This window comes from Pseudonocardia phyllosphaerae (assembly GCF_046546475.1).
GTDB lineage: Bacteria > Actinomycetota > Actinomycetes > Mycobacteriales > Pseudonocardiaceae > Pseudonocardia > Pseudonocardia phyllosphaerae.
In genome coordinates, this window is sequence record NZ_JBKGXS010000004.1 from 327,889 (window position 1) to 350,958 (window position 23,070).

A 23,070-nucleotide genomic window follows, 5' to 3' on the forward strand; every position below is an offset into this window, starting at 1 on the left:
ATTCCTGTCGGGGGTGCCCCTTAGCGTGGGTGCCGTGTTCGTCGTCCACGCGCTGCACTCGCCCGGTCGCGGCGTCGTGCTGTGGGCCGAGGACGGCGAGCGCCCGCCGCGGACCGACCGGCGCACGCTGCGCACCGCGCGGCCGCATCCGTTCGCGGTGCCGGTGGCCGAGCTGACCGCGGTGCACCCGGGCCGCCCGGTGACGCTGACGGTGCTGCTGCCCTCCTACCCGTCCGGCCCGCAGGACTCCCCCGGCCTGGTCCGCAGCGGGCCCCGGGCGGCGTCCCGCAGCGCGCCGCGGCTGGCGCCGTGGTCGGTGCCTGCGATCGTGGTCGACCCCTCGGAGCTGGGCGACCCGTCGCCGGACGTGCGCTACGGCGCCGGGTTCGGCCACCTCGTCGAGCTGGCCCGCTTCGCCGAGGAACTGGCCGGGCGGGGCCGGGTACTGCCCGCGGTCGTCACCGAGCACGGCACCGACGTGGCGCGCTGGCGCCCCGTCGTACAGGGGCTCGACGCGGTCGCCCGCGCGGACCTGGTGCGGCGGCTCCCGCCGGTGGCCCGCGCCGAGCAGCGCCGCCCCGGGGACGTCGCGGGCCAGGACCCCGACGAGCTGGTCGACGCCGCGCTGGCCGCGTTCACCGACGTCGCGGTCCGTGACCGGCTGGGCCGCGCACCCGGGATGCCGCTGCCCGTCCCGGCCCGCCCGGACGCGGCCGCCGCGCTGCTGCACGCCCTGACCGGCCCGGCACCGGTGCTCGACGCCTCCCGCGACGCGGTCCGCGCGCTCCGGGCTGCGCTGGACGAGTGGGACGAGGTGGGCCGCGAGCAGACCGGAGCGGGGACGGCGCTGTTCCGGCTCACCGAGGTCTCCACGCTGCACGACCCGGACGACCCGGGCCCCGACCTGCTCGACCAGACCGGCGACGGCACCCGCTGGGAGCTGGAGTTCGCGCTGCAGTCCACCGACGACCCGAGCCTGCAGCTGCCGGCCGCGGACGTGTGGGCCGGCGACGGCGACCGGTTGGTCGCAGGCGCGCAGGACGTGCTGCTGGCCGAGCTGGGCCGGGCCGCGCAGGTGCTGCCCGAGCTCGTGCCGGCGCTGCGCCGGGCCCGGCCGACGGAGCTGGAGCTCGACGTCGACGGCGCGCACCGGTTCCTCACCCGCGACGCGCCGGCGCTGCTCGCGGCCGGGTTCGGGGTGGCGCTGCCGCGCGGGTGGGACGGGACGCGGTCGCTGGGGCTGAAGCTGTCGGCGTCGTCGGCGGCGGCGCCGGGGGCGGTGACCCGCGGCGGGCTCGGCCGTGACGAGCTGGCCGGTTTCCGCTGGTCACTGGCCGTCGGCGACGACGAGCTGGGCGAGGACGAGATCGCCGCGCTGGTCGCGGCCAAGGCCCCGCTGGTGCGGCTGCGCGGGCGCTGGGTCGCCGTCGACGCGGCGGCGCTGGCCCGCGGCCTGGACTTCCTGCGCCGCTCCCGGGACTCGACGCCGTCGGTGCACGACGTGCTGGCCGCGTCCCGGGGCGACGTGGACGCGCCGCTGCCGGTGCTCGACGTCGACGCGCGCGGGAGGCTCGGGGCGCTGCTCGACGGCTCGGCCGACGCGACCCTGGAACCGCTGCCGGCGCCGCCGGAGTTCACCGCGACGCTGCGGCCGTACCAGGAGCGCGGGGTGGCGTGGCTGGCGTTCCTGTCCTCGCTCGGGCTGGGTGCCTGCCTGGCCGACGACATGGGGCTGGGCAAGACGGTGCAGCTCCTCGCCCTGGAGGCGCACGACCGTGCCGGCACCGCGGCCGTGGGTGCGCCGACGCTGATCGTGTGCCCGATGTCGATGGTCGGCACCTGGCAGCAGGAGGCGGCCCGGTTCGCGCCGGGGCTGCGGGTGCACGCCCACCACGGCGCGGGCCGCCCGCGCGGCGACGCGCTGCACGCCCGGTTCAGCGAGGTGGACCTGGTGGTCACCACCTACGCGACCGCCACCCGTGATGCGGAGGACCTGCAGGCGTGGCGGTTCCACCGGCTCGTCCTCGACGAAGCCCAGATGATCAAGAACTCGCAGGCGGCAGCGTCGCGGACGGCGCGGTCGCTGGCCGCGGGTCACCGGATCGCGCTCACCGGCACGCCGGTGGAGAACCGGCTGGCCGAGCTGTGGTCGATCATGGACTTCCTCAATCCGGGGGTGCTCGGGGTTCCGGAGGTCTTCCGGCAGCGGTTCTCGGTGCCGATCGAGCGCCACGGCGACGCCGGGACCGCCCGCACGCTGCGGCGGATCACCCGGCCGTACCTGCTGCGGCGGCTCAAGACCGACCCCGAGGTGATCGACGACCTGCCGGAGAAGATCGAGATGGTGGCCGACCACCGGCTCACCCGGGAGCAGGCGTCGCTGTACCGCACCGTCGTCGACGACATGATGGAGAAGATCGAGGGCTCCGACGGCATCGAGCGGCGCGGCAACGTGCTGGCCGCGATGGCCAAGCTCAAGCAGGTCTGCAACCACCCCGCGCAGCTGCTGCACGACGGGTCGCCGATCCACCGCCCCGGCGGGGCGCACCGCTCGGGGAAGGTCGCACGGCTCGAGGAGATCCTGGAGTCGGTGCTCGCGGCCGGGGACAAGGCGCTGCTGTTCACCCAGTACACCGAGTTCGCCGCGATGCTGCGCCCGCACCTGGCCGCACGGCTCGACACCGAGGTCCTCTACCTGCACGGCGGGACGCCGAAGCGCCGCCGCGACGAGATGGTCGCCCGCTTCCAATCCGACGACGGCCCGTCGCTGTTCCTGCTGTCCCTCAAGGCCGGTGGCACGGGGCTGACGCTCACCGAGGCCAACCACGTGATCCACCTGGACCGGTGGTGGAACCCGGCCGTCGAGGACCAGGCGACCGACCGGGCGTTCCGGATCGGGCAGAAGCGCTCGGTGCAGGTCCGCAAGTTCCTGTGCCCGGGCACGGTCGAGGAACGGATCGACGCGCTGGTCACCTCGAAGCGGAAGCTGTCGGAGACGGTGGTGACCGACGGCGAGGACTGGCTGACGTCGCTGTCGACCGCGGAACTGCGCGAGGTGTTCGCGCTGGGCTCGGACGCGGTCGCCGACGCCGAGTACGAGCCCCAGGGCGACACCGAGGCCGACACCCAGGGCGGCACCGATGGGCCCGTCGACGACACCACCGACCGGGCCGCCGAGCAGACCCGGGAGTCCCGATGAGTGACCGGCCGTTCTGGGCGTCCGGCGAGTACACCGGTGGCCCGCCGATCCGGGTCGAGGGCGGCGTCCGGATCCACAGCGCGAAGGGCCCGGTGGCACGTACCTGGTGGTCGGCCCGGTTCCTGGCGGTGCTGGACCGGATCGGCGTCGGCGGGCGGCTGACCCGCGGGAAGAGCTACGCCCGGTCCGGGCAGATCGTGTCGCTCACCGTCGACGCCGGCGCGGCGGTCGCACTGGTCCAGGGCACCCGCCCGGCCCCGTACAAGGCCCGCATCGGACTGCGGGTGTGGGACAAGACCGAATGGGCGCGGGTGGAGAAGGCACTCGCCGCGGACGCCTGGTACGCGGCCGCACTGCTCGCCGGGACGGTGCCGCCGGAGGTCGAGGAACTCCTCGGCGGGCTGGGGCTGTCGTTGTTCCCGGCCGACGCCGGGGAGCTGGTGCAGGACTGCTCGTGCCCGGACCACGCGGTGCCGTGCAAGCACCTGGCGGCGGTGTTCTACGTGCTGGCGGAGCGTTGCGACGACGACCCGTTCACCCTGCTCGCACTGCGCGGGCGGGACCGGGCCGACCTGCTGGAACGGCTGCGCCGGGAGCGGGACCGCGCCGACGGTGACGGCGGTGCACCAGCGGTGCGGCCGCTGGCGGAGTCGTTCGAGGATTTCTGGACCGGGCCCGGAGCGGGCGCGCCGACGCCGCAGCCGCCGTTGACCGAGCCGGACGCGGTACTGGACCAGGTGCCGGAGCCGTCGCTGCGGGCGGGGCGGGAGACGCTGACCGACGCGTTGCGGCCGGTGTACCGCGCGCTGGTCGGCACGGAGCCGGCGGGCTCGGAGGAGGCCGGGCGCCCCTGAAACGCGGGACGGCCCGGCCGCTGTGGTCGAGGCGGCCGGGCCGTGATTCCCGAACTGACGCGCCGCTCCCACCACGAAGCGACACGAGAGAACTTAGCCAAGGCTTACCTGGGCTGTCAAGCGCCTCACCGAAGATCCCCGGACAGAGGTACGGCAACGCCGCCGGTGGACTCCGCAGGGTCTCCGGTGAGCTCCGCAGGGCTCAGTGCGCGGCGGTCTCCGCGGTCCGCGGTGCGAGCCGGCCGGCGCGGCGGGCGTGGCTCTCGAACCACAGCGTCGTCAACGGCGGGAGGCTCGCGAGCAGCCCGATGAGCAGGTACACCGGGCGCCAGCGGAACACGAAGCCCGCCGCCACGGTGACCAGTAGGTAGGCGATGAACAGCACGCCGTGGATCGGTCCCATGATCTGCACGCCGATGGGGCTGATCGCGAGGACCCACTTCACGAACATCCCGATCAGCAGGCCGACCCAGGAACAGGCCTCCGCGACGGCGACGATCCGGAGGATCCGGGCGAGGGTGGACGGGGCAGGCATCGGGGGCCTCCTGGTAGGCGTCGCGTGTGCTGGGGCCGGTGGTGGGCGTGGCGTGTGGTGGGGCCGGTGTAGCGGGCACCGGACCGCGCCGTGGCCGGCAGGACCGGGGGCCGGGTCGCGCGGGGTGCCGCGGGGAGACCGGCACCTCCACTCTGCCGCACCCCCGAGCCCGGCTTCTACCGGCCGTCGAACCTCACACGGCGAGGGCCATCGCGCTGCGCCGCTCCCCCGGTCCCGCTCCGCCCCGCACCGATGAGTCCGGGCTCCGGCCGCGGTCATCCCTGGTGAACCCGCACCGGAGGAGGCACCCCGTGTCCGCACCCACCATCCTCGACCTGGGCCCGGCCGCTCGCGCCGTCGCCGCCGTCGTCACCGCGATCCCGGACGACCGGCTCGGCGACCCCACCCCGTGCGACGACATGACCGTCGCCGCCCTGCTCCACCACCTGTACGGCCTGGCCTGGGCGTTCCGGGCGGCGGCGGAGAAGGACCCTGCCGCGGCGGACGCCGCCCCGCAGGCCTCCGCCGACGACCTGCCCGCGGACTGGCGCACGGCGATCCCCGCCCGACTCGACGCGCTCGCCGAGGCGTGGCGCGACCCGGCGGCGTGGGCCGGCACCACCGGCGTCGGCGGGATGCAGCTGCCCGGCGAGGCCGCCGGCACCATCACCGCCGACGAGCTCGTGCTGCACGGCTGGGACCTCGCCGCCGCCACCGGGCAGGTGTTCACGCCCGACCCGGACGCGGTGGCCGCCGTCCTGGCCTTCACGCAGATGATGTCCGGCCCGGAGCACGACGCGTCGCGCGACGGCTTGTTCGGGCCGGTCGTGGCCGTCCCGGAGACCGCCCCGCCGCTGGAGCGGGCGCTCGGCTACAGCGGCCGCGACCCGCAGTGGGCACCGTGATGCTTCCCAACCCGACGTCTCCCCACCCGGCGACGCGTCCCCACCCGACATCCGCCCACCCGGCGGGACCTCCGTCCGGTGACCGCTGCGTGCGCCCGGCGTAGCGTCGGACGGGTGGTCGACTCACCGCACGGCAAGGTCCGGATCGGCGTCGGTCTCGTCGGGGCACGCTCGGAGCCCGAGCTCGGGCCGGAGTTCGACGAGCTCCTCGCCGCGCTGGACGAGTCCGAGATCGACTCGCTCTGGCTGGCCGACCTGCCGTCGAAGGCGGTCGTCGACGCGGGCGTCGGCAGCACCTGGGCCGCCGCCCGCACCCGCCGGCTCAAGATCGGCACCGGGGTCACGGTGCTGCCCGGCCGCAACCCGATGCTGCTCGCCTCCGAGCTCGGCACCCTGGCGACGCTCGCACCCAAGCGGATCCTGCCGGTGTTCGGCATCCGCGCCGCGCAGCCGCACGACCGTCAGCTGCACCCCGTGCCGGGGAAGCTCCCCGCGGTGTTCGAGGAGTCGCTGGTGGTGCTGCGCCGCCTGCTGACCGAGGACCGGATCACCCATCACGGTGAATTCTTCACCCTCGACGACGTGACGCTCGTCCCTCGCCCGGCCCGCCCCCTGGACCTCTGGCTGGGCGGCCGGGCCGACGCGGGGCTGCGGCGGGCCGGCCGGCTGGCCGACGGCTGGCTCGCCAGCTTCCTCACCCCGGCCGAGACCGCACGCTCCCGCGCGGTCATCGAACAGGCCGCCGCCGACGCGGGCCGGACCATCGACGACGACCACTTCGGCACCAACATCTGGCTGGCAGAGCCGGGTACCGACGTCGACGCCGCCCTCGCCCGTGCCGCCGCGCAGCGCCCGGACGCCGACCCGCGCGAGATCGTCGGCGTCGGCTGGGAGGGCACCGCGGAGCTGATCCGGCGGCACGTGGAGAGCGGTCTCACGAAGTTCGTGGTGCGTCCCTCGGCGCCGGTTCCGGACTGGTACACCTATCTCGATCGCTTCAGCCAGGAGATGGGACCGTTGCAGTCGGGCTGACCCGCCCGAGCAGCTACCCGGAGTGACCGTATTATGCCTCATCGTGACGACCCCGGTCCCCCGGCTCGCGCTGCGCGTGGCACGACGCGGTGCACCAGCTCGACGCGACGCTCCATGTGGACCAGGCCGGAGTCCTTGTTGGGAGGGTGCGGACATGACCGCAGCGCGCGACCGTGACGAGCGCGGGCGCGCCCGCAATGCGCGTCCCCGCGACGCCGCGGGCCGTCCGCTGCCCCGCGGCGCCGACGGCGGGGTCGAGCGGGTCCCCGACGACCTGGTCCTCCCGCCCGACGAGGCCGTCACCGAGGCTCAGCGCCTCCTCGACGCCGGGCTCCCCTTCCAGGCCCACGAGATCCTGGAGGGCACCTGGAAGGACGCAGGCGACGCCACCCGCGATCTGTGGCGGGCGCTGGCCCAGCTCGCCGTCGGGCTGACCCACGCCCAGCGCGGCAACGCCCGCGGAGCGGCATCGCTGCTGCGCCGCGGCGCCGAGGGGATCCGCCTGTGGCGGGTCCTCGACGAACCCGTCCCCGCCGATCTCGACCTCGACGGACTCACCCAGCACGCCGAAACCCTCGCCGACGACGTCGAGCGGAACGGTACGGACACGGCCGGTCCCGACCGGCTACGTCCCCGTCTCCGCCGGCGCCGGTGACCGGGCCGCACCGGAAGCCGTGGCTCCGCGCGCTGCTGCGCGAGGCCCGCTCCCTCCCCACCGTCCTGCTCGTCCTGACGATCGCCCTCGTCGGCGTCCCGCTGGTCCTCGGCCTGACCCCCGAGAAGCACGTCACCGTCTTCGGCCAGGACGTCGCCGTCAGCGCGCGGGTCCCCCCGCTGACCCTGCACGGGCCGGCGCAGATCGTGCAGCTGGGCAACGCCGAGTTCGACCTGACCGGTGTCGACGTCTGGGGCCCGATGCGGCCGCGGCTGGCGATCGGGCCGCTGCAGCGCCCGCCGGACAACAGCCCGATGCTCAGCCCGGAGACCGCCGCGCACGCCGGCGGGGCGGTCCAGACCGTCGTCGACGGGTTCACCACCTGGTACCTGTGGGGCGCCGCCGGGATGGTGCTGGCCGCGCTGCTCGGGTCCGGGTTGTTCGCCTGCGGGCGGTTGCTGGTCGCGCTGCGCCGCACCCGCGGGCACGGCCACCAGCCGCTGCACTGGGACGACTTCGCCGGCCCGATCGGCCGGATGACCACGATCGGCGTCACCGCCTCGGTCCTGATCTGGGGCGGGGCCGGGGTCGCGGCGCTGCACGGGACGTCGACGGGGCTGCAGGGCATCACGTCGCTGTCGGACCTGGTCGGCGCGACGACGGTCAGCCCGTCGCCGGCCGGGCCGCCGATCACCGGCGTCACCGGAGCGGTCGTCGGGGACTCGCGCGCCGCCCGCGTCGGCGGTCCCCCGGTCGCGCGCCCCGACGCCGACGACGCCACCTGCGGCCGCAGCGCCGACTCCTCGGCCGCCGAGCTGGGCCTGCTGCGCGACGAGAACGTGCTCAACCTCGCCTGCGGCGGCGCGAGCGTGGAGTCCGGGCTGCGCGGCCCGCAGCTGCGCGCCGGGCAGACCGTCCCGTCGCAGGTCGGGCGGCTCAAGCAGGTGCAGGGCCTGAAGTGGGTCAACGTCGCCGTCGGCCCGAACGACCTGGCCTGGGAGGACTTCCTCCTCTACTGCTACGGCCTCAAGACCTGCGACGACCGGCTCTCCGACGGCGAGTTCTCGCTGCGCCTGGCCGAGTTCGCCCGCGACACCCAGGCCCTGTTCTCCGACCTCGACGCGCTGCCCGGGCGTCCGCGGGTCGTGGTGACGCTGTCCTACGACCCGTTCCCGGACGCCTACGACCCGTCCTGCCCGGACATGCGCGGCCCCTCGGGGACGCCGGGGCTCGACCAGTCGAAGGTCGCGCTGCTCGCCGAGCGCAACCGGCGGCTCAACGACGTGCTGATCGACGGCGCCGCCCGCTACGGCTTCTCCACCGCGACGCCGAACCTGACCCCGCTGTGCGCCCCGTCCGGCGACGGCATGGGCCCAGACGTGCAGGGGCTCGACCAGCCCGACCCGTTCCACCCGACGGCGACCGGCTCCATGCGGATGGCGGCCGCGGTCAGCGCGGCGCTGTCCCAGCCCCCGCCGCCCGCGCCCGTCGAGGGCCGTCAGCAGGCCGGGAACCGCTGAGGCGCAGCGGGTCGGCCGGCACCGGGCGTCCGGGCCGTACCGGGGCCCGGCTCCGTGCCGGGATCCCGCCCCGCGGCGGGGTTCAGGCCGCGTCGGCGGCGCGCAGCACCCGCAGCGCGTTGCTCCCGGCCACCTTCGCCAGGTCCGCGCGGCTCCAGCCGCGCGCGGCCAGGGCGTCGAACAGGGCCGGGTAGCAGGACACGTCACCGAGACCGTCGGGCAGGTCGGCGGTGCCGTCGTAGTCCCCGCCGATGCCGATGTGGTCGATCCCGGCGACCTCGCGCAGGTGCTCCAGGTGCGCGACGACGTCGTCGATCCCGGCCCGCGGCACCGGTGGCCCGTCCCAGGTGTCGGCGAAGGCGTTGCGCGCGTCGAGGTCGCGGTGATCGAGCCCGGCGTCGTCCATGGCCGCGTGCAGCCGGTCGTCCCAGGCGGTGACCGCGGCGGACACGAATCGCGGCACGAACGGCGCCATGCAGACGCCGCCGTTGCCGCGCAGGCGTTCCAGGACCGCGTCGGGGACGTTGCGGGGGTGGTCGGTGACGGCGCGGGCCCCGGAGTGGGTGAACAGCACCGGGGCGGTGGTGACGTCGAGGGCGGCACGCATGGTGGTCTCCGCGACGTGCGAGAGGTCGACGATCATGCCGATCCGGTTCATCTCCGCGACGACCTCACGGCCGAACGGCGACAGCCCGCCGTGCACGGGCTCGTCGGTGGCGGAGTCGGCCCACTCGTTGTTCAGGTTGTGGGTCAGCGTCAGGTAGCGGACGCCGAGCTCCCGGAACGTGCGCAGCACCGCCAGGCTGTCGCCGATCGAGTGCCCGCCCTCGGCGCCCATCAGCGAGGCGACCCGCCCGGACGCGGCGATCCGCTCGGCGTCGTCGGCCGAGCCGGCCAGGGCGAGCGCATCGGGGTAGCGGGCGGCGAGGCGCCGGACCCGGTCGATCTGGTCGAGGGTGGCGACGACGGCCGCGTCGCCGGTGTAGGAGCCGGGCACGTACACCGACCAGAACTGGGCGCCGAGCCGCCCAGCGCGCAGCCGCGGCAGGTCGGTGTGCAGCCGCGGCTCGCCGCCGGTCAGGTCCGGCTCGGCGGCCGGGTCGCCGCCGGAGAGCTGCCACAGCGCCCAGGGCAGGTCGTTGTGCCCGTCGACCAGCAGAAGATCGTCCACGCCGGTCACCGTAGTCCCGGTGGACCGTGACCACGCCGGAGGGAAGTGCCGCGGCGGGGTCGTCCCGCGACGGAGGCCCGGTCTCCAGCGGGGAAGTCCGTCCAGCGGGAAAGCCCCGTTCAGCGGGGCATGCGCCGCCACACCGCGCGCGGCAGCACCCGGAACGCCGCGGCCAGCAGCCGCAGCCGCCGCGGCACCCACACCTCCACCGTCGGGCGTGCGGACCGGACGGCGGCGACGGTGGCGTCGGCGACCGCGTCCGGGGTCGTCGACAGCGGCGCCGGGGTCATGCCCTCGGTCATCCGGCCGATCACGAATCCGGGCCGGACCAGCACCATCCGCACCCCGCTGCCGTGCAGGGCGTCGGCGAGGCCGGAGACGAAGCCGTCGAGCCCGGCCTTGGCGCTGCCGTAGACGTAGTTGGCGCGGCGCACCCGGGTCCCGGCGATCGAGGAGTAGGCGACGATCGTGCCGCTCCCCTGCGCCCGCATCCGCTGCGCGAGGTCGGTGAGCACGTGCACCTGGGCGAGGTAGTCGGTGTGCACGATGGCGGCGGCGTGCGCGGCGTCGGTCTCGGCGCGGGTCTGGTCGCCGAGGATCCCGAACGCGGCGACGGCGACGTCGATCCCGCCGTGCCGGGCGGCGACGTCGTCGAGCAGGGCGCGGTGCGAGCCGAGGTGGTCGGCGTCGAACTCGACGGTGTCGACCTCCAGGGGCTTGCCCGCGGCGGCGCGCACGCGTTCGGCCTCCAGGGCCAGCTCACCGGCGCGCCGGGCGGCGAGCACGACCGTCGATGCGCTCGGCGCGAGCCGCTGCGCGACCGCCACACCGATCTCGCTGCGGCCTCCGAGTACCAGCACCGTTCCCGTCACGATGCGGAAGCCTGCCATCGCATGAGGCAGGATCGGCGACGTGGGGTCGATCGAGGGACCGGTGTACACCTCCGTGCTGGACGGCGTCGGTGCGACGCCGCTGGTGCGGCTGAACAGGATCGTGCCCGCGGGCGGCGCGCCCGTGTGGGTGAAGACGGAGTGGGCGAACCCGGGCGGCTCGGTCAAGGACCGGGCCGCGCTGGCGATGGTGCTCGACGCCGAGCAGCGCGGCGTGCTGCGGCCCGGCGGCACGATCGTCGAGGGCAGCTCGGGCAACACCGGCATCGGGCTGGCGATGGTCGCGGCCGTGCGCGGCTACGCCTGCATCGTCGTCGCCCCGGAGCGCACGACGGCGGAGAAGATCGCGCTGCTGCGCGCCTACGGCGCCGAGGTCGTCCTCACGCCGGGGCTCGTTCCGCGGGAGGACCCGCGGCACGTGGTGAACCTCGCGACCCGGATCGCGGAGGAGACCCCGGGCGGCTGGCTCGCCGACCAGTACGGCAACCCGGCCAACCCGGACGTGCACACCGCGACCACCGGCCCGGAGATCTGGGCGCAGACCGGCGGGCGGATCACCCACCTCGTCGCGGGGGCCGGGACCGGCGGGACGATCACCGGCACCGGTCACCACCTGCACGAGCACGGCGTCACCGTGGTCGCGGCGGACCCGGAGACCTCCCGCTACGGCGGCGGCGACGGCAGCCCGTACAACGTCGAGGCCGTCGGCCACTACCTGCACCCGCTCACCGAGCAGGACGTGTGGCCCGCGGTCTACGACACCGGCGTCGCCGACCGCACCGAGCGGGTCCCGGACGGCGAGACGCTGCGCACGGTGCGCCGCCTCGCCCGCGAGGAGGGCCTGCTGGTGGGCGCGTCCGCGGGCCTGGCGGTGGCCGCCGCGCTGCGGGTCTCCGCCGAGGCGGGCCCGGACGGGCTCGTCGTCGCGGTGCTGCCGGACTCGGGCCGGATCTACCTGTCCAAGTACTTCGACGACGCCTGGCTGACCACGCTCGGGTTCCTCGACGCCCCCGAGGGCCCGCTGGTGCGCGACGTGCTCGGTGCGTCCGAGCCGGGGCTCACGGTGGTCCCGGCGACCGCGACCGTCGACGAGGCCCGCGCCGTGCTCGACGGCTACACCGGCCCCGCGTTGCCGGTGGTGCAGCCGCGGGCGACGTCGGCGACGACATGGGCGGTGCCCGACGTCGTCGGCACGATCACCGCGGCGTCGCTCGACGGGGTCCGCGGTGACGGCCCGGTCGGCACGCACGCGGGACCGGTACCCGCCGCAGTGGGGCACGGGGAGAACGCCGATGCGGCTCGGGAACGCCTGTCCGGCAACGAGTCCGGGGCCGGCTTCGCAGGGGGTTGCGGGTCGGGAGCCGGGCCCGGTTCCGAGGACCCCGTCCTGGTGCTGGTCGACGGCCGCGCGGTGCACCTGGTGTCCCGCGGCGACCTCGGCTGAGCCCTGCACCCGGTGGTGGCGTCACTCACACGTCGTCGCCGGGAATGGGCGGGGGCGCAGGTTCCGTTGTCTGCTGACACGGGGCGCACCGTCTGCGTCCGGGGAGGGGACCCGTCGTGGACCTGCTGCTGCACCACGGTCTGACCGCGTTCGGCCAGTTCGTGTCCTGGGCCGAGCTGATCGGGCAGGTCGGTGCGCTCGCCGTCGTGTTCCTGGCGCGCCGGCGCAGCCTCGCGACCTGGCCGGTGCAGATGGCGGCCTGCGTGCTGCTCTTCTCGGTCTACGCATCGGCGCACCTGGGCGGTCTCGCGTTCCGCCAGGTGATCGTGCTCGCGATCTCGGTGTTCGGGCTGGTGGCCTGGCTGCGCCGCCGCGACCCGGTCTACGGCCTGGCCGTGCGCACCGGGACGCCGCGCCAGCGGCTCGGGCTGGCCGGTCTGCTCGTCGGTGGGACCGTGGTCATGGCCCTGGTGCTCGACGCGCTGGACGCCTCCTGGGCGCCGTGGCCGGACGCGGCGATCTTCGTCGGGACCGCGGTCGCGTTCCTCGCCCAGGGGCTGCGGCTCATCGAGTTCTGGGTGATCTGGTTGCTGGTCGACGCCGTCGGCGTTCCGCTGCAACTGGCGTCCGGGCTGTGGTTCTCCGCGGCGATCTACCTGGTGTTCGCCGGGCTGGTCGTGCACGGCTGGTGGAGCTGGGCCCGTTCGCGGCGCGCGGTGCGCGCCGCGCAGCCGGAGCCGTCGCCCGCGGCGTGAGCCCCGGCGGGGCCGTCGCGGGGCGGTGGCGGGGCGGTGGCGATAATCGCCGCCGTGAGCACCACCGTCGCACGCCGGGCCGCCGTCCTCGGCTCCCCGATCGCCCACTCGCTCTCCCCTGCGCTGCACCGTGCGGCGTACCGGGCGCTGGGCCTGACCGGCTGGTCCTACGACCGGTTCGAGGTCGACGAGGCAGGCCTGCCGGAGTTCGTGGCCGGGCTGGGCCCGGAGTGGGCGGGGCTGTCGCTGACGATGCCGCTCAAGCGGGTGCTGCTCGACGTGGCCGACGAGGTCGACGACGCCGCGGCCGCGATCGGCGCCGGGAACACCCTGGTGTTCGGCGAGGACCGGTCCACCGCGTACAACACCGACGTCACCGGGATCGCGACGTCGCTGCGCGCGGCCGGAGCCGGGACCGGGCGGGCGGTCGTCCTGGGCGCGGGGGGCACCGCGCAGGCGGCGCTCGCCGCGCTGCACGAGCTGGCGGTCTCCCACGTCGACGTCCTGGTCCGCGACGCCGGCCGGGCCGGGGAGCTGCAGGCCACCGCCGAGCGCCTCGGGGCCGCCCCGGAGATCCACGCGGTGCTCACCGACACCCCGGCCGCGGCGACGCTGCTGCAGGGCGCCGACGTCGTCGTGTCGACGCTGCCGGCCGGGGCCGCCGACGAGCTGGCCGGGGCGCGGTGGCGGCCCGGCACCGTCCTGCTCGACGCCGTCTACGCGCCGTGGCCGACGGTCGTCGCCGGGGGTGCGGCCGCGGCCGGGGCGACGATCGTGTCCGGCCTGGAGATGCTGCTGCACCAGGCCGTGGCGCAGGTGGAGCTGATGACCGGGCGCCCGGGGCCGGAGGCGGCGATGCGCGAGGCCCTCGACGCGGCGGTCCTCGCGCGCGGCTGAGCCCGCGCGAACTCACACGGCGGCGGGGCGCGGCTTCCCGGTGCGGCGCTTCGCCGGCGCCCACGGCGTCCGGCCCCACGGCGTCGCCACCGACGCCCAGGTCATGAACAGGAACGCCGCCAGGTTCGTGCCCGCGCCGATGACCAGCGCCGTCCCGACCGGGCTGGCGGTGTCGCCACCGGCGTAGGCGGCGATGCTCTGTTCGACCCAGACACCGACGCCGAACGTGCTCCAGACGATCACGACGATCGTCAGCACCAGCTTGGTCAGCACCCACCAGTAGCGGGCCAGCCCCCACGGGCTCGCTACGGCGACGACGATCCCGGTGACCAGCGACGCGAACGCCGCCGGGATCACCAGCCACCAGTCGATGACGTCGACGAACCGGTAGGCCGCGGCCGCCGTCACGGGGTCCGCGGCCAGTGCGGCCGAGGCCAGCACGACGTTCGCCGCACCGGCGCCCATCCACCCCACCGACACCGCGACGTGGGCGAACACCAGCCACTGCCGCGTCTTCTTGCCGACCTTCCCCCGGGCCACGCCGTCCACGGTACGGGCGCCGGTCCCGGTCGGCGCGCGGAACAGGACCCGGCTCCGCACACTGGGCCCATGCCCCGCGAGCACCTGTCCTGCGAGCACCACACCGAGCCGGCGGAGAAGGCGTGCGCCGTGTGCGGGCGGCGCATCGAGTGGCGCCGCAAGTGGGCCGACGACTGGGCGCAGGTCCGTTACTGCTCCGCCGGATGCCGCAGGCGCGGGGTCCGGCCGGTCGACCACCGGCTCGAGGACGCGATCACCGGCCTGCTGGAGCAGCGGAAGGGCGGGGCGAGCATCTGCCCGTCGGAAGCGGCCCGGTCGGTCGACCCGGACGGCTGGCGGGAACTGATGGAGCCGACCCGGATGGCGGCCCGGCGCCTGGTCGACGCCGGCGCCGTCGAGATGCTGCAGAAGGGCGCCGTGGTGGACCCGTCGACGGCGAAGGGCCCCGTGCGGATCCGCCGCGCCTAGCCGCGCGCCGGATCGTCGAGCCGGTGCAGCGCCACCACGTAGTCGCCGTCGTCCCAGGGGTCGCGGTCCCAGGTCGACCACCGTGCCACCGGCGCCAGCCCCGCGGCTGCGCACCAGGCGTCGTGGTCGTCGGCGGAGGGCCAGCCCGGCCGCAGCGAGAACCCGGCCAGCAGCAGCCCGCCCTCGCGCAGGTGCCGGGCGCAGCCGGCGACGACCCCGGCGGCGTCGGCACCGGCGTAGGGAATGACGTTGCCCGCCAGCACGACCAGGTCGAAGCGCTCGGCCAGGTCCAGCTCGTGCAGCCCGTGGCGCTCCCACCGCAGGCCGGGCGCCTTGGCCCGCGCCGCGGTGATCATGTCGTCGTCCGGGTCGACCCCGACGGCCTCGATCCCCCGCCGGTCCAGCTCGACCGCGACCCGGCCGGTGCCGCAGCCGCCGTCGAGCACCCGCGGCGCCGTGACGCCCTCCTCGGCGAGCAGGGCCTGGACCAGCGCGACCTCACCGTGCGGGTCCTTCCCGGCGGCGGCCATCGCGGCCCAGCGGGCGTCGTAGGCGTCGAGGTCGGCGCCGTCCTTCCACGCGGTCCAGTCCTCGGGCAGGCTCACCCGGCGGACCCTAGTCGATCACCCGACGGCGACGTCCGCCCCGAGCCGCCGCCGCAGCCACCGCCCCACCCGCATCCCGCGGTAGAGCGGGTGCACGAGCACCACGGGGTCACCCACCGGATCGCCGCCGTCGGAGCCGTCGCCGGGGCCGGGCCCGACCGAGGCGACCGCGACCAGGTCCCCGGCGACCGTCCGGGCGGCCAGGCAGCGGCCGCCCGCGGGCACGAGCACCTCGCGCAGGTCCGCGGCCGTCCAGTCGACGACGAGGTCGTCCGGCTCCCCGCTCAGGCAGGTCCGCAGCAGCACGTCCAGCTCGACGACCTCGTCCCCCGACGACGGCGCCGCGACCAGCTCCTCGCCGCCGGGCAGTACCAGCTCGTGCGTCGCCGGACCGGGCTGCGGGGCCGTGACCCGCACGAACGCCTCCGCGCGAGCCCGCTCGGTGACGGTGAACGGCGCCCACGCCCGGCGGGCGACCCACCAGCCGCCCCCCGGGGCGCGCACCCCGAGGGCGTATGCGTCGGCCGCGTCCGGCGGGCCGGTGTCGAACACGGTGTCGTCGGCGTCGAGCAGCGCGGTGAGGCCGCGGCGGGCGTCGTCGGCAGTGCCGGAGCGGGCGACGAGGTCCAGCGCGCGGGCGGGGGCGTCGACCAGCTCGTGCGGATCGGCCTCGACCACGCGCACCGCGTCGTGTCCCGCGGCCGGGAGCCTGCGGCGGATCACCCGGGTCAGCCGGGTCGCCGACACCGGCCCGGCGACGAGCATCTCGTCGATCACCGAGCGGGGGTCGCTGCCGTGCACGGCCAGCGACAGAATGTTCCCGCCGACCTCGGCGACCGCGGCGGTGAGCCGGGCCAGCGCTCCGGACTCGTCGGGCAGCCGGACGCGGACCTTGTGCAGCACCGGCGGGCTCGTGCCGGACGGATCGCCGTCGTCGCCGCCGGTGATCTCCGCCGGGGTCTCCGGGACGACGTGCAGCGTGGGCCGGCGCCCCGGGGTGCGGCTCTCGATCAACGACTGTCCTGGCCCGACGGCGGCGACGCCCATCGCACCGAGCGCGGCCCACATGGTGACCTGGTTGGCGGCCAGCACCGGCTTGCCGAGCTCGTTCTCCAGGTCGCCGATCAGGTCGTAGGTGGGCAGGTTGGTGCAGGAGACGAACACCGCGTCGGCGTCGGGGTGGTCGGCGGCGCGCACGGCGGCGACGACGTCGGCGGGGGTGGTCTCCCAGATCCGGCCGAGCAGGCCGAGGCCGTGCCGGCCCGCGGTGCCGATGCCGTGCTCGCCGAGGAACGCCTCGAGCCGGGCGGTGAGGTCGTCGACGTAGGGGGTGGCCAGTGCCAGGCGCCGCACCCCGAGGTGTCCGCAGGCCCGCACCAGCGACCCGGCCGTCGTGACCGCCTGCGGCGCACCGGCGGCGAGCATCGTGTCGCGCAGCGCCCACTCCCCACCGGAGCCGCAGACGAAGCTCCCCGAGGTGCAGGAGTAGGCGACGACACCCGGCTCGGGCAGCAGCACGTCGCGTACCGCGCGGTCCACGATCTCCGGCGCGGAGATCAGCATCGCCTGGTCGGCGTCGGCCGGGCTCGTCACGTGCGGGGTGCGCGTCACGTACAACGACGACGACTCCGGCACCCACCGCCACATCTCCCGGTCGAGGGCGAAGTCGTAGGGCACGACGACACCGACCCCCGTCCCCGGCCGGTCCGCCTGCTCCCCCGCCCCACGCGTCTCCATGCGCCCACGATCCGGCCCGCGGATTGCGCCGCCGTTGCGCGCCGGTAAGGAAACCCCGCCCCACCTGCGACGACCGATACGCGCCGCCCCCGGGGTGTCCGGTTGGTCCGGCTCGGTGTCACCCTGGCGAGGTGAACACGGTCACCGGGGAACAGCCAGCCACGTCCGCTCTCGCCGCGGTGCTCGGCGCACTCGACGATCATCCGCAGCCGTGGACGGAGCAGGAGTTCCTGTCCGCGCCCGCGACCCGGCGGGTCGAGCTGGTCGACGGCAGCCTCGTCGTGCACCCGGATCCGGGGGCACGGCACGAGCGGCTCTCGGCGCGGCTGACCGCCGTGCTGGAGGCCGCCGCGGCCGCGGCCGGGCCGCACGCCCGGCTGCACGCCCTGGAGGCGCCGCGGGTCCGGCTCGCCCCCGGACGGGTGCTGGTGCCCGACGTCGTCGTGCTCGCCCACCCCGACCCGGACACGGTGGCGCATCCGGCGCGGTCGGTCCGGCTCGTCGTCGAGGTCACCGGCCCGGGCCGGGCCCAGGTGACCCGCGGGCTGGCGCAGGAGCTGTGGGCGGCGGCCGGGGTGTCGCGCTACCTGCGGATCGAGCTGGACGGCGACGCCCCGACCGCGTCGCTGTTCGCTCTGGAAGACGGTTCCTGGAACCGGATCGAGCGGGTTCCGCCGGGCGGGACGACGTGCCTGGCCGAGCCGGTCGAGGCGGACCTGGACCTGGGCGTGCTCGCCGCCGACTGACCCGGGCACGAGAAGACTCCGGGGACGAGAACGGGCCGAGCCCGCCGGGACACGAGAACGGGCCGGGTCCTCCGTGGAAGGAGGACCCGGCCCGGTCGTCGTGCTGGTGCTGTGTTGGTGCGGTGCCGTGCCTCAGCGGGCGCCGGCGTTGTCCCGGTCGCGCCGCACGTTGGCCTTGCGGCCCTTGAGCGTGGTGGCGCCGCGCAGCGACTTCAGGACGTCGTCCGCCGCGTGCTCGGGCACCTCGACCAGGGCGTGGCGCTCGTGGATCTGGATGGCGCCGATGTCCCGGCCGGAGAGCCGGGACTCGTTCGCCAGCGCACCGACGATGTCCTGCGGGCGGATGCCCGAGGAGCGGCCGGCGGACACGAACAGCCGGGTGGTGCCGGCCTTCGGCGGCCGGGGCGCCTGACGCGGGCCACCGGGACGGCCGTCACGGTCGCGGCGCGGGCCACGGTCGTTCGGGCCCTTCTCGCGGCCGCCACGCGAGCGGACCTGCGGGATCTCGACCTCGTCGTCCGGGACGGCGTTGTCGGCGCGGGCCAGCCGGATCGCCGCGGCGGCGACCGAGGACAGGTCGTGGTCGCGGGCGAGCTCGCGGACGAGCTCGGCGACGCCGTCGTCCGGGGTGGTGTCGGCGTCGGTCCCGATCTGCTCACGCAGCGCCAGCGCGGTCCGCGCGAGGCGGACGGCACGCAGGTCGTCCGGCGTCGGCACCGGGGCCGAGGCGACCGAGTGGCCGATGAGCCGCTCGATGTTGCGCAGGTGACGCACCGACCCCGGGGTGACCAGGGTGATCGCGACGCCCTCGCGGCCCGCGCGGCCGACCCGGCCGATGCGGTGCACGTAGGACTCCGGCGACGACGGCACGTCGTGGTTGACCACGTGGGTCAGCGAGTCGATGTCCAGGCCGCGGGCCGCGACGTCGGTGGCGACGAGCAGCTCGGTGCGCCCGGAGCGCAGCCGCTCGACGACGCGGGTGCGGTGCTCCTGGTCCATGCCGCCGTGCAGCGCCTCGGCGCGCAGACCGCGCGCGGTGAGGGTCTCGGTGACGGCGTCGACGTCGGCGCGGGTGCGGCAGAAGACGATCGCGGCCTTCGGCTGCTCCATCTCCAGCACGCGGCCCAGTGCGACGGTGACGTGGCTGCGGGGCACGTGGTACGCGGTCTGGCGGACCTTGGGGGCCTCGCCGTCCGGCGTGGGCGCCTTCTTGATCCGGATGTCGGCCGGGTCGGTCAGGTGCTTGCGCGCCAGGCTCTGGATGCGGCCGGGCATGGTCGCGGAGAACAGCACGGTCTGCCGGTCGGCCGGGGTGGAGCCGAGCAGCGTCTCGATGTCCTCGACGAAGCCCATGTCGAGCATCTCGTCGGCCTCGTCCAGGACGGCGACCTCGATCGCGTCCAGCGACAGGGCGCCGCGCTCAACCAGGTCGATGGCCCGGCCCGGGGTGGCGACGACGACGTCGACGCCGCGGCGCAGCTTGCCCATCTGCGGGCCGATCGGAGCGCCACCGAAGACGGTCTCGACCTTCGCGCCCATCGGGGCGCCGTAGGTGGCGACCGACTCGCCGACCTGCATGGCCAGCTCACGGGTCGGCGCGAGCACCAGGCCGAACGGCTTGGCCCCGCGGGTCGACGACGTGCGGCCGTCGGCGAGGCGCTGCAGCATCGGCAGCGCGAACGCGGCGGTCTTGCCGGTGCCGGTCGCGGCCTGGCCGAGCAGGTCGCGCCCGGAGATCAGCGGGCCGATCGCCGCGGCCTGGATCGGCGACGGCGCGGTGTAGCCGAGCTCGTCGAGCGCGGAGAGGATCTTGGGGTCGAGGCCGAGGTCGGCGAACGACGGCCCGGCAGGCTCGGCGGCCTCGGTGGTGTCGCCGCCGTCGGTCGCGGTCGCATCGGTCCCGGTCGCGTCGGAAGCGGTCGAGTCGGACTCGCCGGCGTCGGACGTGGTCGCGTGGCCGGCGGAGTCGGCCTCGGGAAGAGCCTCGGGAGCGTCGGCCGACTCGGCGGCGGGCTCGGGCGCTTCGGCCGCGGCGTTGCTGTCGGCCGTGGTGTTCTCGGGGGCGACATCCACGGTGGTGTTCTCCGCGGACTGCGCGGCGGAGTCGTTCGTGGTGTCGTCGTTCGGAAGGTGCTGGTCCAGCAGGGTGTTCACTCGTTCCTCAGGGTCGCGCAGGGGATGCGCCTCGTCGTCGGGCGACTCTCGCCCGTTCCCAAACCCGACAAGGCCCGCGCGCGGCATGCAATGAGATGTGCCGATGAACCCAGACCTCCGGGGCTCCGGCCGAACATCGTCGATGGCGGCCGTCAGCTGTCCATACTGTCATGTCGGGTGCGCCGCTGTCGCGCCGGGTCGGCGTGATCGCGGACACCGACGTCGCTGGTCACCCGGTCCACCGGATGATCACTGCTGATCACCCGGTGGACCCGGTCGGTACGGCGCGTACCGGCCGGCCCGCGCCGCGGCCCGTACCGCAGCCGGGCCGCAGCCGGTGGCTCGGTCCGAGCCGCAGCCGATGCCTCAGCCGATGCCTCAGCCCTTGCCGAAGCCGGCGCGGCGCAGCGCCTCGGCCATGGCGTCGTTCGCCGGGCCGCGGTCGGACCGTCCGGACGGCTTGCCGCCCTGCTTGCCGCCGGCCTGGCTGCCGCCACCCGGCTTGCCGCCGCCCTGCCGGCCGCCGGCGTTCCGGCCGCCCTGGTCCCGACCGCCCTGGCCTCCGCGACCACGGCCGCCCTGGTTGCCGCCGCCCTGCTTGCCACTGCCCTGCTTGCCACTGCCCTGGTTGCCACTGCCCTGGTTGCCACCGCCCTGGTTGCCACCGCCGCGCTCGCCCTGCTTGCCGCGGTCTCCCCCGCGCTGCTGCCCGGCGCCCGGCTCGTCGTCGAGACGCAGGGTGAGCGAGATGCGCTTGCGGGCCTCGTCGACGTCGAGCACCTTGACCTTCACGACGTCACCGGACTTCACGACCTCGCGCGGGTCGGACACGTAGTCCCTGCTCATCGCGGACACGTGCACCAGACCGTCCTGGTGCACCCCGACGTCGACGAACGCCCCGAACGCGGCCACGTTGGTGACCACGCCCTCGAGCAGCATCCCCGGCCGCAGGTCGGAGACCTTGTGGACGCCCTCGGCGAAGGTCGCGGTGCGGAACGCCGGGCGCGGGTCACGGCCCGGCTTCTCCAGCTCGGCGAGGATGTCGGTGACGGTCGGCAGACCGACGGTGCCGTCGACGTAGTCCTTGGGCTTGATCTGGTGCAGCCGTGACCCGTTGCCCAGCAGCGCGGACACGTCGACCTGGGTGCGCTCGACCATCTTCCGGACGACCGGGTAGGACTCCGGGTGCACACCGGTGACGTCGAGCGGCTCGTCGCCGCCGCGGATGCGCAGGAAGCCCGCGCACTGCTCGAAAGCCTTCGGCCCGAGCCGCGGCACGTCGGTCAGCGCCGACCGGGACCGGAACGGTCCGTGCTCGTCGCGGTAGCCGACGATCGCCCCGGCCAGGGTCTCGGAGATCCCCGAGACGCGGCGCAGCAGCGGCGCGGACGCGGAGTTCACGTCGACGCCGACGGCGTTCACACAGTCCTCGACGACCGAGTCCAGCGACCGCGACAGCGACGACTCGGGCAGGTCGTGCTGGTACTGCCCGACCCCGATCGACTTCGGGTCGATCTTGACCAGCTCGGCGAGCGGGTCCTGCAGCCGCCGCGCGATCGACACCGCGCCGCGCAGCGAGACGTCCATGTCGGGCAGCTCCGCCGACGCGTACGCCGACGCCGAGTACACCGACGCACCCGCCTCGGACACCATCACCTTGGTCAGCTTCAGGCCCGGGTTGTCCTTGATCAGCTCCCCGGCCAGCGCGTCGGTCTCCCGGGACGCGGTGCCGTTGCCGATCGCGACCAGCTCGACGGAGTGCTTGCGGCACAGCTCCGCCAGCGTCTTCAGCGATCCCGCCCTGTCGTTGCGCGGCTCGTGCGGGTAGATCACCGCGGTGTCGACGACCTTGCCGGTCGCGTCGACGACGGCGACCTTCACCCCGGTCCGCAGGCCCGGGTCGAGCCCGATCGTGGCGCGGGTGCCGGCCGGGGCGGCGAGCAGCAGGTCGCGCAGGTTCGCGGCGAACACGCCGATCGCGCCGTCCTCGGCCGCGGAGCGCAGCCGGACCCGGATGTCGATGCCCAGCGCGGTCTGCAGCCGGGTCCGCCAGGCCCATCGGACGACGCCGAGCAGCCACGCGTCGGCGGCGCGGCCACGGTCGGCGATGCCGTACTCGGCGGCGATCGCGTTCTCGTACGGGTCGATCTCGGAGTCACCGGAGCCCGGGTCGAGGGTGACGTCGAGCGCCTCCTCGGTCTCGCCGCGGAAGACGGCGAGGATGCGGTGCGAGGGCAGCGTCGTGAACTTCTCGGCGAAGTCGAAGTAGTCGGAGAACTTGGCCGCGGCCTGGTCGTGCTCCTTGCCCTCCCGGACCTTCGTCACCAGCCGGCCGTGCGACCACATGCGCTCGCGCAGCCCGCCGACCAGGTCGGCGTTCTCCCCGATCCGCTCGACGAGGATGGCCCGGGCCCCCTCCAGCGCGGCCCCGGCGTCGGTGACCTCGTCGGTCACGTACTGCGCGGCGGTCTCGTGCGGGTCCAGCGACGGGTCGCCCAGCAGGGCGTCGGCGAGCGGCTCGAGGCCCTGCTCGCGGGCGATCATCGCCTTGGTGCGGCGCTTGGGCTTGTAGGGCAGGTAGATGTCCTCGAGCCGGGCCTTCGACTCGGCGGCCCGGATCGTCGCCTCCAGCTCCTCGGTGAGCTTGCCCTGCCCACGCACGGAGTCGAGGACGACGGTGCGCCGCTCCTCCAGCTCCCGCAGGTAGCGCAGCCGCTCCTCCAGGGTGCGCAGCTGGGCGTCGTCGAGCCCGCCGGTCGCCTCCTTGCGGTAGCGGGCGACGAAGGGGACGGTGGACCCCTCGTCGAGCAGGGCCACCGCGGCCCCGACCTGGTCGGAGCGGGCGCCGAGCTCGTCGGCGATGCGCTGGTTGATCGAGCGGTGCTGCTGCGGGACGTCCGTGCGGGCGTCCACCGGTGCCGTGCCTGTCACCCCACCATCGTGGCGAACCGTGCGCGGACCGC

General features: G+C 75.3%; 18 protein-coding genes and 1 pseudogene. 11 read left to right on the top strand and 8 right to left on the bottom strand.

From position 1 onward, the window contains the following. Nucleotides 1–34 precede the first annotated feature (34 nt). Together ACLE50_RS11965 and ACLE50_RS11970 are read left to right on the top strand one after the other, a co-directional pair. The gene (locus tag ACLE50_RS11965) at nt 35–3,199 is read left to right on the top strand and encodes an SNF2-related protein (protein WP_410943538.1); all 3,165 of its coding nucleotides are present in this window, start codon (nt 35–37) and stop codon (nt 3,197–3,199) included. After that, a complete protein-coding gene (locus ACLE50_RS11970; protein ID WP_410943539.1) occupies nt 3,196–4,053 on the top strand; it encodes an SWIM zinc finger family protein in 858 nt (285 codons plus the stop codon). Before ACLE50_RS11965 ends, ACLE50_RS11970 begins: the two co-directional genes overlap by 4 nt. Nucleotides 4,054–4,255: 202 nt before the next feature. Here the strand turns inward: ACLE50_RS11970 and ACLE50_RS11975 are convergent, their stop codons facing one another. Next, nucleotides 4,256–4,588 carry a DUF3817 domain-containing protein gene (locus ACLE50_RS11975; RefSeq protein WP_410943540.1) on the bottom strand — a complete coding sequence of 111 codons (333 nt, stop codon included), beginning with the start codon at nt 4,586–4,588 and terminating at the stop codon, nt 4,256–4,258. 311 nt (nt 4,589–4,899) lie between these two features. On the opposite strand from ACLE50_RS11975, the gene ACLE50_RS11980 reads away from it, so the two are divergent. The 4 genes from ACLE50_RS11980 (at nt 4,900) to ACLE50_RS11995 (ending at nt 8,700) form a co-directional block, all read left to right on the top strand. Beyond that, a complete protein-coding gene (locus tag ACLE50_RS11980; RefSeq protein ID WP_410943541.1) occupies nt 4,900–5,493 on the top strand; it encodes a TIGR03086 family metal-binding protein in 594 nt (197 codons plus the stop codon). Between the two features lie 114 nt (nt 5,494–5,607). Then, entirely contained in the window at nt 5,608–6,525 is a 918-nt protein-coding gene (locus tag ACLE50_RS11985; RefSeq protein ID WP_410943542.1) for a TIGR03854 family LLM class F420-dependent oxidoreductase, read from the top strand. A 154-nt stretch (nt 6,526–6,679) separates the two neighbouring features. Continuing rightward, the gene (locus ACLE50_RS11990) at nt 6,680–7,180 is read left to right on the top strand and encodes a DUF309 domain-containing protein (protein WP_410943543.1); all 501 of its coding nucleotides are present in this window, start codon (nt 6,680–6,682) and stop codon (nt 7,178–7,180) included. Beyond that, the gene (locus tag ACLE50_RS11995) at nt 7,177–8,700 is read left to right on the top strand and encodes an SGNH/GDSL hydrolase family protein (RefSeq protein ID WP_410943544.1); all 1,524 of its coding nucleotides are present in this window, start codon (nt 7,177–7,179) and stop codon (nt 8,698–8,700) included. The genes ACLE50_RS11990 and ACLE50_RS11995 overlap by 4 nt, the downstream gene beginning before the upstream one ends. An 82-nt stretch (nt 8,701–8,782) precedes the next feature. On the opposite strand, the gene ACLE50_RS12000 is transcribed toward ACLE50_RS11995, so the two are convergent. Beyond that, nucleotides 8,783–9,871, bottom strand: a complete 1,089-nt coding sequence (locus tag ACLE50_RS12000; RefSeq protein WP_410943545.1) for a dipeptidase — start codon at nt 9,869–9,871, stop codon at nt 8,783–8,785. A 119-nt stretch (nt 9,872–9,990) separates the two neighbouring features. Then, nucleotides 9,991–10,743, bottom strand: coding sequence for an SDR family NAD(P)-dependent oxidoreductase (locus ACLE50_RS12005; RefSeq protein ID WP_410943546.1), 753 nt, complete (start codon nt 10,741–10,743; stop codon nt 9,991–9,993). Between the two features lie 40 nt (nt 10,744–10,783). Here ACLE50_RS12005 and ACLE50_RS12010 point away from each other — a divergent pair, with 40 nt between their 5' ends. The 3 genes from ACLE50_RS12010 (at nt 10,784) to ACLE50_RS12020 (ending at nt 13,857) form a co-directional block, all read left to right on the top strand. Continuing rightward, the gene (locus ACLE50_RS12010) at nt 10,784–12,205 is read left to right on the top strand and encodes a PLP-dependent cysteine synthase family protein (protein ID WP_410943547.1); all 1,422 of its coding nucleotides are present in this window, start codon (nt 10,784–10,786) and stop codon (nt 12,203–12,205) included. A 116-nt stretch (nt 12,206–12,321) separates the two neighbouring features. Further along, a complete protein-coding gene (locus tag ACLE50_RS12015) occupies nt 12,322–12,960 on the top strand; it encodes a nicotinamide mononucleotide transporter family protein (protein ID WP_410943548.1) in 639 nt (212 codons plus the stop codon). Nucleotides 12,961–13,014: 54 nt separating this feature from the next. Beyond that, nucleotides 13,015–13,857 (top strand): shikimate dehydrogenase, encoded by an 843-nt coding sequence (locus ACLE50_RS12020; protein WP_410943549.1) that lies wholly within the window; start codon nt 13,015–13,017, stop codon nt 13,855–13,857. A gap of 12 nt (nt 13,858–13,869) precedes the next feature. Here ACLE50_RS12020 and ACLE50_RS12025 read toward each other — a convergent pair whose 3' ends face one another. Next, on the bottom strand, nt 13,870–14,397 hold the full coding sequence (locus ACLE50_RS12025) for a DUF2269 family protein (protein ID WP_410943550.1): 528 nt from the start codon (nt 14,395–14,397) through the stop codon (nt 13,870–13,872). A gap of 69 nt (nt 14,398–14,466) precedes the next feature. On the opposite strand from ACLE50_RS12025, the gene ACLE50_RS12030 reads away from it, so the two are divergent. Next, nucleotides 14,467–14,865: a DUF3253 domain-containing protein gene (locus ACLE50_RS12030; RefSeq protein ID WP_410943551.1), complete on the top strand. Its 399-nt coding sequence runs from the start codon at nt 14,467–14,469 to the stop codon at nt 14,863–14,865. On the opposite strand, the gene ACLE50_RS12035 is transcribed toward ACLE50_RS12030, so the two are convergent. Beyond that, the gene (locus ACLE50_RS12035; RefSeq protein WP_410943552.1) at nt 14,862–15,470 is read right to left on the bottom strand and encodes a class I SAM-dependent methyltransferase; all 609 of its coding nucleotides are present in this window, start codon (nt 15,468–15,470) and stop codon (nt 14,862–14,864) included. The genes ACLE50_RS12030 and ACLE50_RS12035 overlap by 4 nt on opposite strands. 1,005 nt (nt 15,471–16,475) lie before the next feature. Beyond that, a pseudogene (locus ACLE50_RS22340) lies at nt 16,476–17,207 on the bottom strand (maleate cis-trans isomerase family protein); the annotation flags it as partial. A gap of 131 nt (nt 17,208–17,338) precedes the next feature. Between ACLE50_RS22340 and ACLE50_RS12045 the strand changes: the two are divergent. Beyond that, nucleotides 17,339–17,953, top strand: a complete 615-nt coding sequence (locus ACLE50_RS12045) for a Uma2 family endonuclease (protein WP_410943554.1) — start codon at nt 17,339–17,341, stop codon at nt 17,951–17,953. A 132-nt stretch (nt 17,954–18,085) separates the two neighbouring features. On the opposite strand, the gene ACLE50_RS12050 is transcribed toward ACLE50_RS12045, so the two are convergent. Both ACLE50_RS12050 and ACLE50_RS12055 read right to left on the bottom strand, forming a co-directional pair. After that, nucleotides 18,086–20,107 (bottom strand): DEAD/DEAH box helicase, encoded by a 2,022-nt coding sequence (locus ACLE50_RS12050; protein WP_410943555.1) that lies wholly within the window; start codon nt 20,105–20,107, stop codon nt 18,086–18,088. Between the two features lie 378 nt (nt 20,108–20,485). Next, nucleotides 20,486–23,038, bottom strand: a complete 2,553-nt coding sequence (locus tag ACLE50_RS12055) for a Tex family protein (protein ID WP_410943556.1) — start codon at nt 23,036–23,038, stop codon at nt 20,486–20,488. Nucleotides 23,039–23,070 lie beyond the last annotated feature (32 nt).